A 13,218-nucleotide genomic window follows, 5' to 3' on the forward strand; every position below is an offset into this window, starting at 1 on the left:
TTCTTATTCCTTCGAAACGAGTACATCCTCAAGCGCCTTAAGGCGCATTTCCCAGACAGACTTCAGCTCCGCAAACCAGGCTTCCACCTCTCGCACCGGTTCAAGTTCGGCAGCGATGAAATGCTCGCGGCCCAAAGTCTTGCGGGTGACCAATCCTGCCTCTTCCAACACCTTGATGTGCTTGGAGACTGAGTTGAGCGACATGTCGAAATGAGCGGCGAGCGCAGTCACTCTTGAGGCGCCTTCCTGAACCAGAAGCGTCAAGATATGCCGACGTGTAACGTCTCCGACGGCCTTGAGAATATGTGACAGAGCATCATCGTTCATTATTCACCCGTAAGGTTGAATATATATTATTCAGACTATTAGTCAACCGCATGGTTGAATATTGTGAATCTTTGCCATAGCTACGCGCCGGAAGCAATCCGAGCTTGCTGATATGGCGAATATCCGCGGTCAATTTTATCACTGAGCAGAAAGGGCGAGATCCACCGCTGCTTCCGCATGCAACCGTGTCGTGTCGAACACAGGCGCGGGGCTGTCCTCTTGGCCTATGAGCAGCATGATTTCCGTGCAGCCAAGGATAATGGCTTCAGCGCCGCGTTCTGCGAGGCTGTTGATAATCGCGCGATACTTTTCGCGCGAAACGTTGCGCACTTCGCCGACTACCAGCTCATGATAAATGATGTCATGCACAGTCTTACGGTCAGCGTCATCAGGCACAAGGACTTCAAGGCCGTGTTTTGAAACGAGGCGTCCTTTATAAAAATCCTGTTCCATTGTGAAGGCAGTGCCTAAAAGTCCAACCTTCGTGAGGCCAGCGGCTTTGATCTTTTCAGCAGTCGGATCGGCAATATGAATGAGCGGGATCGATGTGGCGCTTTCAACGTCAGCAGCCATTTTATGCATGGTATTGGTGCAGATCAGGATGAAATCCGCGCCGCCTTTTTCAAGGTTCTGCGCGGCCTCGATCATCAGCTTCGTCAGCTCCTCCCATTCGCCTTCATGCTGTAGCTGCTCGATCTCGCCGAAATCCATCGACCACATCAGGCTTTTAGCTGAATGTGCACCGCCAAGCCGGGCGCGCATTTCCTGATTGATGATGCGATAATATTCCTGCGAGCTCTCCCAGCTCATCCCTCCTATTAGACCGATTGTCTTCATCAATACCTCCCGGATACAGTTAAGGGCGGATTGCTCCGCCCTTGTCAATTAATCACGAATTGTGGGCTAAAGCCGCACTTACATCTTTTCGATAATCTTCGGGTCGCCTTCATGCGCTTTGCCATTGGCAGCGAGGATTGCGGGAACGATGTCTTCCGCCTGATCGATAACCAGTGGCTTCACCTGATGCGCAGTATGCAGGAAGCCTTCATTTGTCATATGCTCAAGAAGTGTGAGCATCGGCTGCCAAAAATTGTTGATGTTAGCAAAGACCATTGGCTTGCGATGCTTGCCGAGCTGCGCCCAGGTCATCATTTCCACGATTTCTTCAACCGTACCGATGCCGCCGGGAAGGGTGACGAAAGCGTCAGACTTCTGGAACATCAGATGCTTGCGCTCGTGCATATCGCCGACGATGATGAGTTCGGTCAGCTCCTGTGCCTTTTCGAGGCTTGCTTCCTTGTCGAGTAGGAAGGTCGGAATGATGCCGGTGACTTCGCCGCCAGCTTCCATTACGCCTTGCGCAACCGCGCCCATGATGCCGCGCGTGCCGCCGCCATAAACAAGGCGAATGCCATGTTCTGCGAGCGAACGGCCAAGCGTCAGGCCCGCCTCGCGATAGATGGGGTTCAGGCCCGTTGAAGAGCCGCAATAAACACAAATGGATCGAATCTCAGACATGATTTCTTGTGCTCTTTTGCCGTTTCAGCGTCAAGCTTTGGTGTGAGTGTATTGGTCGGTTTAGCTGGACATTTTCGAGCATAACTATATCTCTGAAGAGGTTGAATTTTGACAGGGAGCTGAACTGTTCATGCGCAAAGGGATTTTATTGCTTGGTCTTTCGCTGGCGGCTTCCAGCGCGTCGGCAGGTGAAATCAACATCACGTTGCCCGACGATATCGAGGTGACGACCAACTCCGTCCTCTACACTTGCGGCGATAAGAATGTCTCGGCCACTTACTATAATGCTGGTGATGTTTCTTTGGCCGAACTGGAAATGGAAGACCACACGGTGGTGGCTGCGAACGTCATTTCAGGCTCTGGTGCTAAATATGCCGGCGGCATTTACATCTGGTGGACCAAGGGCGAAACCGCGGATTTGTATAACCTGATGGACGATCCAGAGCAGGAAAAGCCAATCAGCTGTGTTGAACAGTAATTTTTCTGCAATAAACACCTCATAACTTGCGCAATTCTGCTCGGATTTCTTGTAGGTCAAAGCAAAAGGCGGTAAACCCAGTGATTAAATTGTCTCATGTGGGTTCCGGGCCGAAATGCAAAACTACAGATATGGGGTTATCGGTGTTCTTCTCGTCCTCGTTCTAGGCGGGGGCGCATATTATTGGAATTCTGTTAAAGAGCAGGGCGCAACGTCTGATTCAAACGTGGTGGCGACGACTCCTGAAGCGAGCAGCGCAGCAAAGCCAGCTGAAGTGCCTGCGGCTGTTCAAGAGCAGCAAAACCCTGCCGAAGTGAAGTCGGAGCAGACCACTGAACAGGCTGCCCCCGAAACGCCTCAAGAAGCTCCGAAAGAGGCAAACGTCCCGGCATTCGACATTCTGCGCGTCGAACCAGATGGCTCTGTCGTAATTGCAGGTCGGGCTACAGCCAATGTCGCCGTCGAGGTCATCTCTGGTTCAAAGGTATTAGGAACGACCAAAGCGGGTGAGAATGGCGATTTTGCCATTGTTCTTGATGAACCGCTTGAGCCGGGCGATCACCAGTTGGTACTGCGGGCAGGTGGTGCAGGTGGTAATGTTGCCACTTCGGCGCAAACAGCTATCGTTTCGGTGCCGGATAGCAGTACTGGTCAGGTTCTGGCCCTCGTTGAAGAGCCGGGTCAGGCAAGCCGCCTGATCACCAAGCCAGAAGCGCCAGCACAGCAGACAACATCTTCACCAGAAGCTGGCACAACGACGACTGAACAAGTGCCGCAGGTGAAAGCCGATCCGGATGCGCCGATTGCTATCGAGGCCGTAGAAATTGAAGGCGACAAGGTTTTCGTTGCAGGCAATGCCAAGGGTTCCAAAGAAGGTGCCACCGTTGTTGTGAACGCTAACGATATCATGCTTGGCTCAAGCGCGATTTCGCCTGAAGGTCGCTTTCTGGTGCAAAGCCAGAAGCCGCTTGCGGTTGGGGATTATATCATCCGAGCTGATCTGGTGGATAGCAGCGGACGGGTGATCGCAACGGCGCGCGTACCTTTCCGTCGCGAAGCTGGCGAGAATGTTTCTGCGATCGCATCCGAAACGAGTGGCCAAAATGGTGGTACAGAGGATCCTGCTACCAGTGCGCCATTACAGAAGGTGGAAGGCTCGGTAATTATCCGCAAAGGTGATAATCTCTGGACTATTTCGAAGCGCACTTACGGTAAAGGTACACGCTACACCACGATCTACCTTGCCAATCGCGACCAGATACGTAATCCGGATTTGATTCTGCCTGGGCAAGTCTTTGTCATGCCACAGCAGCCGCTGGGCGATGACGAAGTGCAGCGCCGCCTGCAGGATTCCTCGAACTGATATAAATTCGTTATCTTCATTTTATGAACGCAGCGTCCATTAGTATGGGCGCTGCGTTATATTGATTTTTTGAGTATAATCGTATATCGTCGATTTACGATGAAGATTTCTATTGAAACGATGTCCGATATTTTTCCGGGCGTGGATGATGATCTTGCGGCGCGCATATATGCTGCGCTCGGGCATCCCGTTCGTATTCACATACTTAGGCAACTGATCCTTGAGGATGCCTGCTGTTGTAAGGACATTGTCGGGCGTCTCGACCTTGCCCAGTCCACCGTATCGCAACATCTCAAAGTTCTCGTACAAGCGGGCCTCATCGACTACCGGCCCGATCGCCAGACCTCGCGCTACAGCGTCAACTGGCAGCAGCTGACCATCATTCGTTCGCATCTCGCAGCCTTTCGTAATGGCTGCTGCGAAAAAACTGTCTGATTTGAAAGAAACACCATGAGCTCCCCCAAAACTGTTTCTGCCGATTCCGGCGAGACATTCAAAACATTGCGAAATCTCTGGCCCTATATGTGGCCAACCGAACGGCCGGACCTGCGTATGCGGGTGGTCTGGGCAACGTTCTATCTGGTGATTTCGAAGATTGTGCTGATCCTCGTACCCTATTTCTTCAAGTGGGTAACGAATGCGCTGAACGGTCAGCTTGATGCACCAAATTACATTCCGCTTATACTAACTGGCGCGGTTATGCTCGTGCTGGCCTATAATGCGGCCAAGATCATTCAGGCAGGTTTGAACCAGCTTCGTGATGCGCTGTTTGCCAGCGTCGGCCAATATGCCGTGCGTCAGCTTGCCTATAAAACCTTCGTGCATATGCATCAGCTTTCGTTGCGCTTCCATTTGGAGCGGCGCACGGGCGGCCTCTCGCGTGTGATTGAACGTGGCACCAAGGGCATTGAAACGATTGTCCGCTTCACCATTCTCAACACGTTGCCGACCATTCTGGAATTTGCGCTGACCGCGGTGATTTTCGCCTTTGCCTACGGATTTTCTTATCTTTTGGTCGTGGCTGCGACCGTCTGCGCTTATACTTGGTTCACAATCAAGGCGAGTGACTGGCGCATCAATATTCGCCGCGAGATGAACGATTCCGACACTGATGCCAACACCAAGGCTATCGACTCGCTGCTCAACTTTGAGACCGTCAAATATTTCGGCAATGAGACGATGGAAGCCAAACGCTTCGATGCGTCCATGGCACGTTATGAAGATGCGGCAACCAAGACCTGGACGTCGCTTGGCTGGCTGAACTTCGGTCAGGCCGTGATTTTCGGTGTTGGTATGGCGATTGTCATGGTGATGTCGGCGCGCGAAGTGCAGGCAGGCACACAGTCGCTGGGTGACTTCGTCTTCATCAATGCGATGTTGATGCAGCTGTCCATCCCTCTCAATTTTATCGGCTTTATCTATCGTGAAATCCGTCAGGGGTTGACCGATATTGAGCAGATGTTCGATCTTCTCGACGTGCAGCAGGAAGTGCAGGATAAGCCTGATGCGCGACCTCTGAATGTGGACAAGGCCGCGATCCGTTTTAACGATGTGCATTTTGCCTATGACTCCAACCGCCCAATCCTCAAAGGCATCAGCTTTGAAGTACCAGCGGGTAAGACGGTGGCGATTGTCGGCCCATCGGGTGCAGGCAAGTCTACAATCTCGCGACTGCTGTTCCGCTTTTACGATGTGCAGTCCGGTTCCGTTACAATCGACGGGCAGGATGTGCGTGATGTGACGCAGGAAAGCTTGCGTAAAGTAATCGGCATGGTGCCGCAGGACACGGTGCTGTTCAACGACACGATTGCATATAACATTCGCTACGGACGCACGGATGCGACAGACGAGGAAGTGGAAAAAGCTGCCGAAATGGCGCAGATTTCTGGCTTCATCAAGCATCTTCCGGATGGCTATCAGGCTATGGTTGGCGAGCGCGGTCTGAAGCTTTCGGGCGGCGAAAAGCAGCGCGTGGCGATTGCCCGCACAATCCTTAAAGCTCCGCCGATCCTCATTCTCGATGAAGCCACGTCGGCACTCGATACTGCGACAGAACAGGAAATCCAGTCGGCGCTCGATATCGTCAGCCGTGGCCGCACAACGCTTGTCATCGCTCACCGCCTTTCCACGGTAATCGGTGCAGACGAAATCATCGTACTTAAAGATGGCCTGATTGCCGAGCGTGGCACGCATCGGGCATTGCTCAAGCAAGATGGCCTCTATGCTTCGATGTGGAACCGTCAGCGTGAAGCCGACGAGGCAGAGGAACGCCTGCGTCAGGTTCGCGAAAGTGACGATATGGGCGTGGTCATACGCGGCGCTCCTGCGGCTGAATAACCAGACGACTGTCAGGGTGTCTTCACGAACCCTGACAGTCGTGAATAAATTGCGAAATACGTTTCGATTTCCAGCAGGATGAGTTAAAACCGGGCCAAGCTGTCGCATCGTGCCGTTGATCAGGGGAGATTTTCGGCAAAGCGGTGCGCACATAATTCACTAGAGCGCATGGCGTGCCACTGCAGCATGCCGCGCTCCAGAAGGAAAACCGATGAGCCTGTCTGATACAATTCGCAACACTTTCGTGCCGATCCATCGTGAAGGTTATCCGTTTATTGCGGGCTTTTTCGTGGTTTCGCTCATTCTGGGCTGGCTGTGGAACCCGCTGTTCTGGATCGGTCTCGTTCTCACTATCTGGTGCATCTATTTCTACCGTGACCCGGAGCGCGTTACGCCGATTGCTGACGATCTCGTCATCAGTCCCGCTGACGGCAAGGTGTCCTTTGTAGGTCCGGCTATCCCGCCTGCAGAACTTGATCTCGGCGCAGAACCGCTTATGCGCGTTTCAGTTTTCATGAATGTGTTTTCGGTGCACATCAATCGCGCCCCTGTCCGTGGCCGCATCGAGAAGATTTTTCACCGTCCGGGCAAGTTTCTGAACGCTGAACTCGACAAAGCCAGCACCGAGAATGAACGTAATTCCGTTTTGATCGATAGTGCCAATGGCAAGGTCGGCGTTGTGCAGATCGCAGGTCTGGTCGCACGCCGTATCGTCTGCTGGTCGCGTGAAAGCGACAATCTGTCGGTGGGTGAGCGTTTCGGCTTGATCCGCTTTGGCTCACGTGTAGATGTTTATCTGCCTGCAGGTGCATCGGTCCGCATCGCTGTTGGTCAGACGGCTGTGGCTGGCGAAACAGTTCTTGCTGAATTCGGAAGCGAGCGCGTTGAACCTGTGGTGCGGATCGCCTGAGCCGATGGAAACACCGTTCCCACCCTTCGAGCCTAATGGCCGCGTGGATTCATCCCGCGGCCCAAGACTTTCGCAGATCCCTCTGCGTATAGTAATTCCGAATGTCATTACGGTGCTTGCCATTTGCGCAGGCCTGACCGGCATTCGTCTGGCCTTTGAGCACCGCTTCGAGCTTGCTGTGACAATGGTGCTGATTGCCGCCTTTCTTGACGGCATTGATGGCCGCGTTGCCCGCATGATGAAGGGCTCGTCCAAGTTCGGCGAACAGATGGACTCACTGGCTGACATCGTCAATTTCGGCGTTGCACCGGCATTGGTCCTCTATGTCTATGTGCTTGATCAGGCCCGGTCTTTCGGTTGGATCGCAGCACTTCTCTATGCGATTGCCTGTTGCCTGCGTCTAGCGCGCTTCAATGTGATGCTGGAGGACCCTAATCGTCCCCCTTGGCAGAGCAATTACTTTATTGGTGTTCCGGCACCCGCCGGTGCCATGTTGGTGCTCCTGCCGGTTTATCTGGGCTTTCTTGGTCTTACACCGAGCAAGGGTCTGGCGTTCGGCGTTGCAATTTATACGGTGGCGATTGCATTCCTGCTGGTCAGCCGTCTTCCGGTTTACAATGGCAAGTCTGCGGGCAGTCTGGTGCGCCGCGATATCGTCATGCCGCTTATTCTGGCGGTCGTCATTTATGTGGCCTTCCTGATGAGCTTCACATGGCACACGCTGACGCTGACTGCTCTGGGCTATGTGGCTTTCCTGCCACTTAGTCTGGTCGCATGGAATCGTCGTGAAGCAGCTGATCGCAAGGCTGCTCTTGAAAGTCAGCCGTCAGAGGAAGTCTGACGGCAGGTATTTGCCGATGAAATTCACGCGCTCCTGAACTGATGATTTCGGCAGGAGCGCGATTTCATATCCAAGCTCCCTATAGGTTTGCTCCATGGCATCGAACGTGCGCAAGGCTTCTTCGAAGTCCTGTTTGCGCTCGGCGTCCTGTCCGAAAATTTCCGACCACGGCGGAGCCAGAAACACTGTTCTGTTATATTGAATCACTTTAGCAGCTTCATACATATGCGGTGGTACAGGCAATTCGCAAAGCCGCAAATAGCCGATCACATCCGGCACGCCACGGTCAAAAAAGACCGGACCTGCAAAGGCTTGCGCGGCTTTGTGAGACCGCATTTCCCATGATAGCATCAGCTCTGCAAAGAGTGCGCGGTCAGCCCATGGCAGCGCCGTACCACCGATTGCGACCTGATCCTGGATAATGGCACGGCCTGCTTCCAACGTGCGGGAAAAGCCTTGTTGTCCGAGTGCATCAATCAGCGTGCTTTTACCCGATCCGGGTCCACCGCTGATAACAATGAGATGTTGATAGTCGTGAGACATTGTTCATCCAATCAAATTGGGAAAAGCGCGCGCAAATGCACGCAGCGAAACACGTTGGTCAGGCGAGGGGGGGAAAGTCCGCTTTAAAAATAGGCCCAAAGATGCGGCGAGAGCGGAATAAAGCATTTCCAGCAAAAGTGCGAAGCGATTTTGCATAGGATAATGCGTAAAAATAAATAGTTACAGCGGTTTATTTTTAACTGGAGCCGCTGTGACGCATATAAATTAAATCCGGCCCTGGTTTTATGCAAGGCCGGAAAAGTAAAAATCAGGACGGCATATGATAGTCGAGGAAGCGGTCCTGACGGACGTCAAACAGCTTACCTGTTACATCAAGCGCCGGATCGGCGAGTTTGACGATTTTCTCAGCCACAGACTGCGGTGTTGGCAGAGTGTCTGGGTCTTCCCCCGGCATTGCCTGTGCACGCATGGCCGTGCGGGTTGCGCCCGGATTGACCGAGTTGACGTTGAGTTTCATCTGCTTGGTTTCTTCAGCCCAGCTCCGCGCCATAACTTCGACAGCAGCCTTGGAAGCCGCATAAGGGCCCCAGAATGCGCGGCAGGAATGGGCGACACCCGATGAAAGCAGGATTGCACGTCCTGCATCGGACGCTCGCAGCAGCGGGTCAGTGGTGCGGATCAGACGCCATACGCTGGTAACATTGACGTTCATGACCTTGTCGAAAGTCTTGGCTTCAACATGGCCGATGGGGGAAATCGTACCAAGAACGCCAGCATTCGCAACCATGATATCGAGTTTGCCCCAGCGCTCATGAATAGAGCCGCCGAGACGGTCAATTGCTTCCATGTCGGTAATGTCGAGCGGCACGAGCGTAGAGCTGCCGCCAAGCTTGCGAATATCATCGTCGAGTTCTTCCAGTCCCCCAACGGTACGCGCAACAGCGATCACATGCGCACCGCGTTTTGCCAGTTCAAGTGAAAGAAAATAGCCAATGCCGCGCGATGCGCCCGTTACCAAAGCCAGACGGCCTGTAAGGTCGATGCTCATTCCAGTCCCCAATTTCAGTCATGAGATTTACAATAAAAGCGAGGCGGCCTTTGGGGCCGCCTGCGTGAAGATGAATGATCAGCCGTTGCTGGCGAGCAAGGACAACGTATGAACGTTGCTTTCGCCTGCCTGATCCAGGAGGCGGGTTGGGTATTCACCCGTGAAATAGTGATCGGTGAAGGCGGGTGCCTTCGGATTCCGTGCTTCACCGCCAACAGCCTTGTAAAGACCATCAATCGAAAGGAAAGCCAGTGAATCCGCACCGATATAACGGCACATGGACTCAAGGCTGTCATGCTGGTTTGCGAGCAGCTTTTCACGGTCCGGCGTATCAATGCCGTAAAAGTCCGGATGAAAGATCATCGGGCTTGCGACGCGGATATGCACTTCCTTCGCACCTGCATCGCGGATCATCTGCACAATCTTGACCGAGGTGGTGCCGCGCACGATGGAATCATCCACCAGAACGACGCGCTTGCCTTCGATCATCGCACGGTTGGCCGAATGCTTGAGCTTCACACCAAGGGCACGAATTTGCTGCGTTGGCTCGATAAAGGTACGGCCAACATAGTGATTGCGAATGATGCCATATTCGAACGGAATGCCACTGGCCTGTGCAAAGCCGAGTGCCGCAGGCGTTCCGCCATCGGGCACTGGCACGACCACATCGGCCTCGACGCTGGCTTCGGCGGCCAGGTTAATGCCCATGTTTTTGCGGGCGACATAGACACTGCGTCCGCCGACAACCGAGTCCGGACGTGCGAAATAGACATATTCAAACAAGCAAAGCCGTTCAGGCTGTGGATTGTCTGCCTTGATGCATTCAGTGGTGATGGAGCCATCTTTCTGAATTTCACAGATGATGACTTCGCCGTTTTCGACGTCGCGAATATATTTCGCGCCGATGATATCGAGTGCACAGGTTTCAGAACAGAAGATTGGCTTGCCGTCGAGTTCGCCCATAACGAGAGGGCGAATCCCAACTGCATCACGAGCAGCAATCAGCTTGGTGCGGGTCAGCGCCAGCATGGCATAGCCGCCTTCGACCTGACGGATAGCATCGACGAAGCGTGCGCTTGATGAGACCTGACGCGAGCGCGCAATCATGTGCAACACAACTTCGGTGTCGGACGTCGCCTGAAAGATTGCGCCGGAGGCGATGAGCTGCTTACGCAGCGTAATGCCGTTGGTAAAGTTGCCGTTATGCGCAATCGCGATGCCGCCAACTTCCAGCTCTGCGAACAATGGCTGCACATTGCGCAGTATCGTTTCGCCAGTTGTTGAATAGCGTACATGACCGATGGCCCGATCGCCGGGCAAGCGGTTCAGCGTCGAGGCATCGGTGAAGTGGTCGCCCACCAGCCCCATATGCCGTTCAGAATGAAAGCGACGGTTGTGGTAGGACACAATACCCGCTGCTTCCTGTCCGCGATGCTGAAGGGCATGCAGGCCCAGAGCGGTCAGCGCTGCGGCGTCCTCATGGCCAAGAATGCCAAATACACCGCACTCTTCATGCAACGTATCATCGTCTAGCATAAAGGAGTTTTCGTCATGCGATTGTTGGAACATTGTCCGCAAGGCCTTTCGATTGCGGTTACTAAAAGCAACATTTACAGGAAAAGGCCGCGTTTTAAAAGCGATCCCTTGCATGCTGTGCGTTTCAGCCGCTGATATAGTGTAAGACTTTGACTAAAAACAGATGAAACCGACAGCTTTATGCTGCCGGTTTCAAAAAGGTGTATTCGAGATCAGTTTGCAGCCGGTGTATCGTCCGGTACAGGCGTCTCGGTCTGATCACCTGGCTGGCCACCAGCTGGTGCCGGAGTTTCCTGCCCAGGCTTGAACTTTTTGATTGCCGATTCTGGATCGGCTGGCAGGAGATCGATCAACTGCTGGCCGAAGGAATCAAGCATTGGCTTGGATTTCGCATTGTTCACCCAAGCAGGCTGGTTGGTTGGAACCAACCAGTTGAAGAACAGCATAGCGACAACAACCAAAAGAACACCGCGTGCTGCACCGAACAAAAAGCCGAGCGTGCGGTCAAGCGCACCGATGCGGCTGTCGATGATGAAGTCGGCGATCTTCATGGTGATCAGCGAAACAACGATCAGAACCACGAGGAAAACTGCACCTGCGGCTGCGATCTTTGCGATGGTCTCGTTGTTGATATAGGGCTGAAGGAATGGCAGCACGGGTATATAGAACAAATATGCCGCCGCAGCCGCTGCAGCCCAGGAAACCAGCGAAAGCACTTCGCGAGAAAAACCGCGGACCATCGCAAGAACGGCCGAAACCAGCGTTATTCCGAGTAGAATTCCATCAAGTAACGTAATCGGCATTCTGGCCTGTCCTTAATTTATACGCAGCGTGGCTTTTTGCATTCGAGCACCTGCGGGGCAGTCAAACTTGCGGGAGCATAACACCGGAAAGTTGACGAAATCTTCCGCCGTTAAATCCCATTAAATTCAATGATCTGCAACCTGATGTTTGCAGGCGAGGGTTATTTCTTGCCCGGACCCGATGCGGCAATGCGCACAACAAGGTCCGACAGGGCAGTTGTTTCCATAAGCCCAAAGTTGCGCTCTTTCCAAAGCTCGCTACTTCCGCCGGGCACAACTGCTTGCCGGAAGCCGAGTTTTTCAGCTTCCTTTAGCCTCTGTACTGCATGTGACACCGCACGAACAGCGCCAGAAAGGCTGATTTCGCCGAAATAAACACTATCTGCCGGGAGGGCAATACCGGCAATGGACGAAACAAGTGCAGCAGCCACAGCAATATCGGCTGCAGGTTCGCTGATGCGGTAGCCGCCAGCGACGTTGAGATAGACATCGTGTTGGCCAAAACGCACGCCGCAATGTGATTCGAGCACGGCCAAAATCATGGCGAGGCGGCTTCCATCCCACCCGACAACAGCGCGGCGCGGCGTGCCAAGCGATGAGGGGGAAACAAGTGCCTGTATCTCAACAAGAACAGGGCGAGTGCCTTCCATTCCAGCAAAGACAGCTGCACCCGGAGATTTCGCGTTACGCTCGCCGAGGAACAACTCGGACGGGTTCGAGACTTCTCGCAAACCGCCATCAGACATTTCAAACACGCCGATTTCATCGGTTGGGCCGAAGCGGTTTTTGACGGTGCGCAAGATCCGATACTGGTGCCCGCCTTCGCCTTCAAAATAGAGAACGCCATCGACCATGTGTTCGACAACGCGCGGACCGGCTATTTGCCCTTCTTTGGTCACGTGACCAACGAGAACCACTGCAGCGCCCGTTTGCTTGGCATAGCGGATCATTGCCTGAGCGGACGACCGAACCTGAGTAACGGTTCCGGGGGCTGAGTCGGCCATGTCGGTCCACAATGTCTGGATGGAATCGATAATGACCAGATCAGGCCGTTTGCCGTCGGAAACGGTGGCAAGAATGTCTTCGACGTTGGTTTCCGCTGCAAGTTCGACTGCGCTGGACGCCACGCCAAGTCTTTGTGCGCGCAGACGTATCTGCGCGACTGCTTCTTCACCCGACACATAGACGATGCGATGGCCGTGGTTTGCAAGAGCTGCAGCTGCTTGAGTCAGCAGTGTTGATTTGCCGATACCCGGATCGCCACCAATCAAGACTGCGGAACCGCGCACGAACCCGCCGCCCGTTACACGGTCAAGCTCGCTGATACCGGAGATGATGCGTGGCGCGTCTTCGATGTCGCCTGAAAGCGAGGTGAGAGCAACAGCTCGGCCCTTGCGTTTGGAAAGCATGGAGCCGGGACCGGAGCCGATGCCGCTATTGGTGCCTTCTTCGACAAGCGTGTTCCACTCGCCGCAAGAGTCGCACTTACCCGCCCAGCGCGTGTGAACCGCGCCGCAATTCTGGCAGATGAACTGAACACGTGCCTTGGCCAT

At 53.8% G+C, this 13,218-nt stretch carries 14 protein-coding genes; 6 read left to right on the plus strand and 8 right to left on the minus strand.

All coding sequences use genetic code 11. The features are described from left to right. Window positions 1-3: 3 nt before the first annotated feature. The 3 genes from CES85_RS11725 to CES85_RS11735 form a co-directional block, all read right to left on the minus strand. Window positions 4-327: an ArsR/SmtB family transcription factor gene (locus CES85_RS11725; RefSeq protein ID WP_095446155.1), complete on the minus strand. Its 324-nt coding sequence runs from the start codon at window positions 325-327 to the stop codon at window positions 4-6. A gap of 138 nt (window positions 328-465) precedes the next feature. Then, on the minus strand, window positions 466-1,164 hold the full coding sequence (locus tag CES85_RS11730) for an aspartate/glutamate racemase family protein (protein ID WP_095446156.1): 699 nt from the start codon (window positions 1,162-1,164) through the stop codon (window positions 466-468). Between the two features lie 78 nt (window positions 1,165-1,242). Beyond that, window positions 1,243-1,845, minus strand: coding sequence for an LOG family protein (locus tag CES85_RS11735; protein WP_095446157.1), 603 nt, complete (start codon window positions 1,843-1,845; stop codon window positions 1,243-1,245). A gap of 130 nt (window positions 1,846-1,975) precedes the next feature. Here CES85_RS11735 and CES85_RS11740 point away from each other — a divergent pair, with 130 nt between their 5' ends. The 6 genes from CES85_RS11740 to pssA all read left to right on the plus strand — a co-directional run bounded on the left by CES85_RS11740 (window position 1,976) and on the right by pssA (window position 7,774). Continuing rightward, window positions 1,976-2,323 (plus strand): MliC family protein, encoded by a 348-nt coding sequence (locus CES85_RS11740; protein ID WP_095446158.1) that lies wholly within the window; start codon window positions 1,976-1,978, stop codon window positions 2,321-2,323. Between the two features lie 115 nt (window positions 2,324-2,438). Further along, window positions 2,439-3,686 (plus strand): Ig-like domain-containing protein, encoded by a 1,248-nt coding sequence (locus CES85_RS11745; RefSeq protein ID WP_095446159.1) that lies wholly within the window; start codon window positions 2,439-2,441, stop codon window positions 3,684-3,686. A 99-nt stretch (window positions 3,687-3,785) separates the two neighbouring features. Beyond that, window positions 3,786-4,121: an ArsR/SmtB family transcription factor gene (locus tag CES85_RS11750; RefSeq protein ID WP_095446160.1), complete on the plus strand. Its 336-nt coding sequence runs from the start codon at window positions 3,786-3,788 to the stop codon at window positions 4,119-4,121. 15 nt (window positions 4,122-4,136) lie between these two features. Then, complete coding sequence (locus CES85_RS11755) at window positions 4,137-6,023, plus strand: ABCB family ABC transporter ATP-binding protein/permease (protein WP_095446161.1); 1,887 nt, start codon at window positions 4,137-4,139, stop codon at window positions 6,021-6,023. A gap of 211 nt (window positions 6,024-6,234) precedes the next feature. Further along, the gene (locus CES85_RS11760; protein ID WP_095446162.1) at window positions 6,235-6,933 is read left to right on the plus strand and encodes a phosphatidylserine decarboxylase; all 699 of its coding nucleotides are present in this window, start codon (window positions 6,235-6,237) and stop codon (window positions 6,931-6,933) included. Between the two features lie 4 nt (window positions 6,934-6,937). Further along, a complete protein-coding gene (gene pssA, locus CES85_RS11765; RefSeq protein ID WP_095446163.1) occupies window positions 6,938-7,774 on the plus strand; it encodes a CDP-diacylglycerol--serine O-phosphatidyltransferase in 837 nt (278 codons plus the stop codon). Here pssA and CES85_RS11770 read toward each other — a convergent pair. The 5 genes from CES85_RS11770 to radA form a co-directional block, all read right to left on the minus strand. Further along, on the minus strand, window positions 7,760-8,317 hold the full coding sequence (locus CES85_RS11770; protein ID WP_095446164.1) for an AAA family ATPase: 558 nt from the start codon (window positions 8,315-8,317) through the stop codon (window positions 7,760-7,762). The two genes, pssA and CES85_RS11770, sit on opposite strands and share 15 nt — an antisense overlap. 268 nt (window positions 8,318-8,585) lie before the next feature. Beyond that, on the minus strand, window positions 8,586-9,326 hold the full coding sequence (locus CES85_RS11775; RefSeq protein ID WP_095446165.1) for an SDR family NAD(P)-dependent oxidoreductase: 741 nt from the start codon (window positions 9,324-9,326) through the stop codon (window positions 8,586-8,588). 78 nt (window positions 9,327-9,404) lie between these two features. Continuing rightward, window positions 9,405-10,895, minus strand: a complete 1,491-nt coding sequence (gene purF, locus CES85_RS11780) for an amidophosphoribosyltransferase (RefSeq protein ID WP_095447850.1) — start codon at window positions 10,893-10,895, stop codon at window positions 9,405-9,407. 179 nt (window positions 10,896-11,074) lie between these two features. Beyond that, window positions 11,075-11,665: a CvpA family protein gene (locus tag CES85_RS11785; protein ID WP_095446166.1), complete on the minus strand. Its 591-nt coding sequence runs from the start codon at window positions 11,663-11,665 to the stop codon at window positions 11,075-11,077. Window positions 11,666-11,826: 161 nt separating this feature from the next. Then, window positions 11,827-13,218 carry a DNA repair protein RadA gene (gene radA, locus CES85_RS11790; protein ID WP_095446167.1) on the minus strand — a complete coding sequence of 464 codons (1,392 nt, stop codon included), beginning with the start codon at window positions 13,216-13,218 and terminating at the stop codon, window positions 11,827-11,829.

The organism is Ochrobactrum quorumnocens (assembly GCF_002278035.1).
Lineage (GTDB): Bacteria > Pseudomonadota > Alphaproteobacteria > Rhizobiales > Rhizobiaceae > Brucella > Brucella quorumnocens.

Coding starts and splice junctions, on each gene's coding strand:
- CES85_RS11725 (WP_095446155.1), bottom strand. CDS start 327: ATGAACGATGATGCTCTGTCACATATTCTCAAGGCCGTCGGAGACGTT.
- CES85_RS11730 (WP_095446156.1), bottom strand. CDS start 1,164: ATGAAGACAATCGGTCTAATAGGAGGGATGAGCTGGGAGAGCTCGCAG.
- CES85_RS11735 (WP_095446157.1), bottom strand. CDS start 1,845: ATGTCTGAGATTCGATCCATTTGTGTTTATTGCGGCTCTTCAACGGGC.
- CES85_RS11740 (WP_095446158.1), top strand. CDS start 1,976: ATGCGCAAAGGGATTTTATTGCTTGGTCTTTCGCTGGCGGCTTCCAGC.
- CES85_RS11745 (WP_095446159.1), top strand. CDS start 2,439: ATGCAAAACTACAGATATGGGGTTATCGGTGTTCTTCTCGTCCTCGTT.
- CES85_RS11750 (WP_095446160.1), top strand. CDS start 3,786: ATGAAGATTTCTATTGAAACGATGTCCGATATTTTTCCGGGCGTGGAT.
- CES85_RS11755 (WP_095446161.1), top strand. CDS start 4,137: ATGAGCTCCCCCAAAACTGTTTCTGCCGATTCCGGCGAGACATTCAAA.
- CES85_RS11760 (WP_095446162.1), top strand. CDS start 6,235: ATGAGCCTGTCTGATACAATTCGCAACACTTTCGTGCCGATCCATCGT.
- pssA (WP_095446163.1), top strand. CDS start 6,938: ATGGAAACACCGTTCCCACCCTTCGAGCCTAATGGCCGCGTGGATTCA.
- CES85_RS11770 (WP_095446164.1), bottom strand. CDS start 8,317: ATGTCTCACGACTATCAACATCTCATTGTTATCAGCGGTGGACCCGGA.
- CES85_RS11775 (WP_095446165.1), bottom strand. CDS start 9,326: ATGAGCATCGACCTTACAGGCCGTCTGGCTTTGGTAACGGGCGCATCG.
- purF (WP_095447850.1), bottom strand. CDS start 10,895: ATGTTCCAACAATCGCATGACGAAAACTCCTTTATGCTAGACGATGAT.
- CES85_RS11785 (WP_095446166.1), bottom strand. CDS start 11,665: ATGCCGATTACGTTACTTGATGGAATTCTACTCGGAATAACGCTGGTT.
- radA (WP_095446167.1), bottom strand. CDS start 13,218: ATGGCCAAGGCACGTGTTCAGTTCATCTGCCAGAATTGCGGCGCGGTT.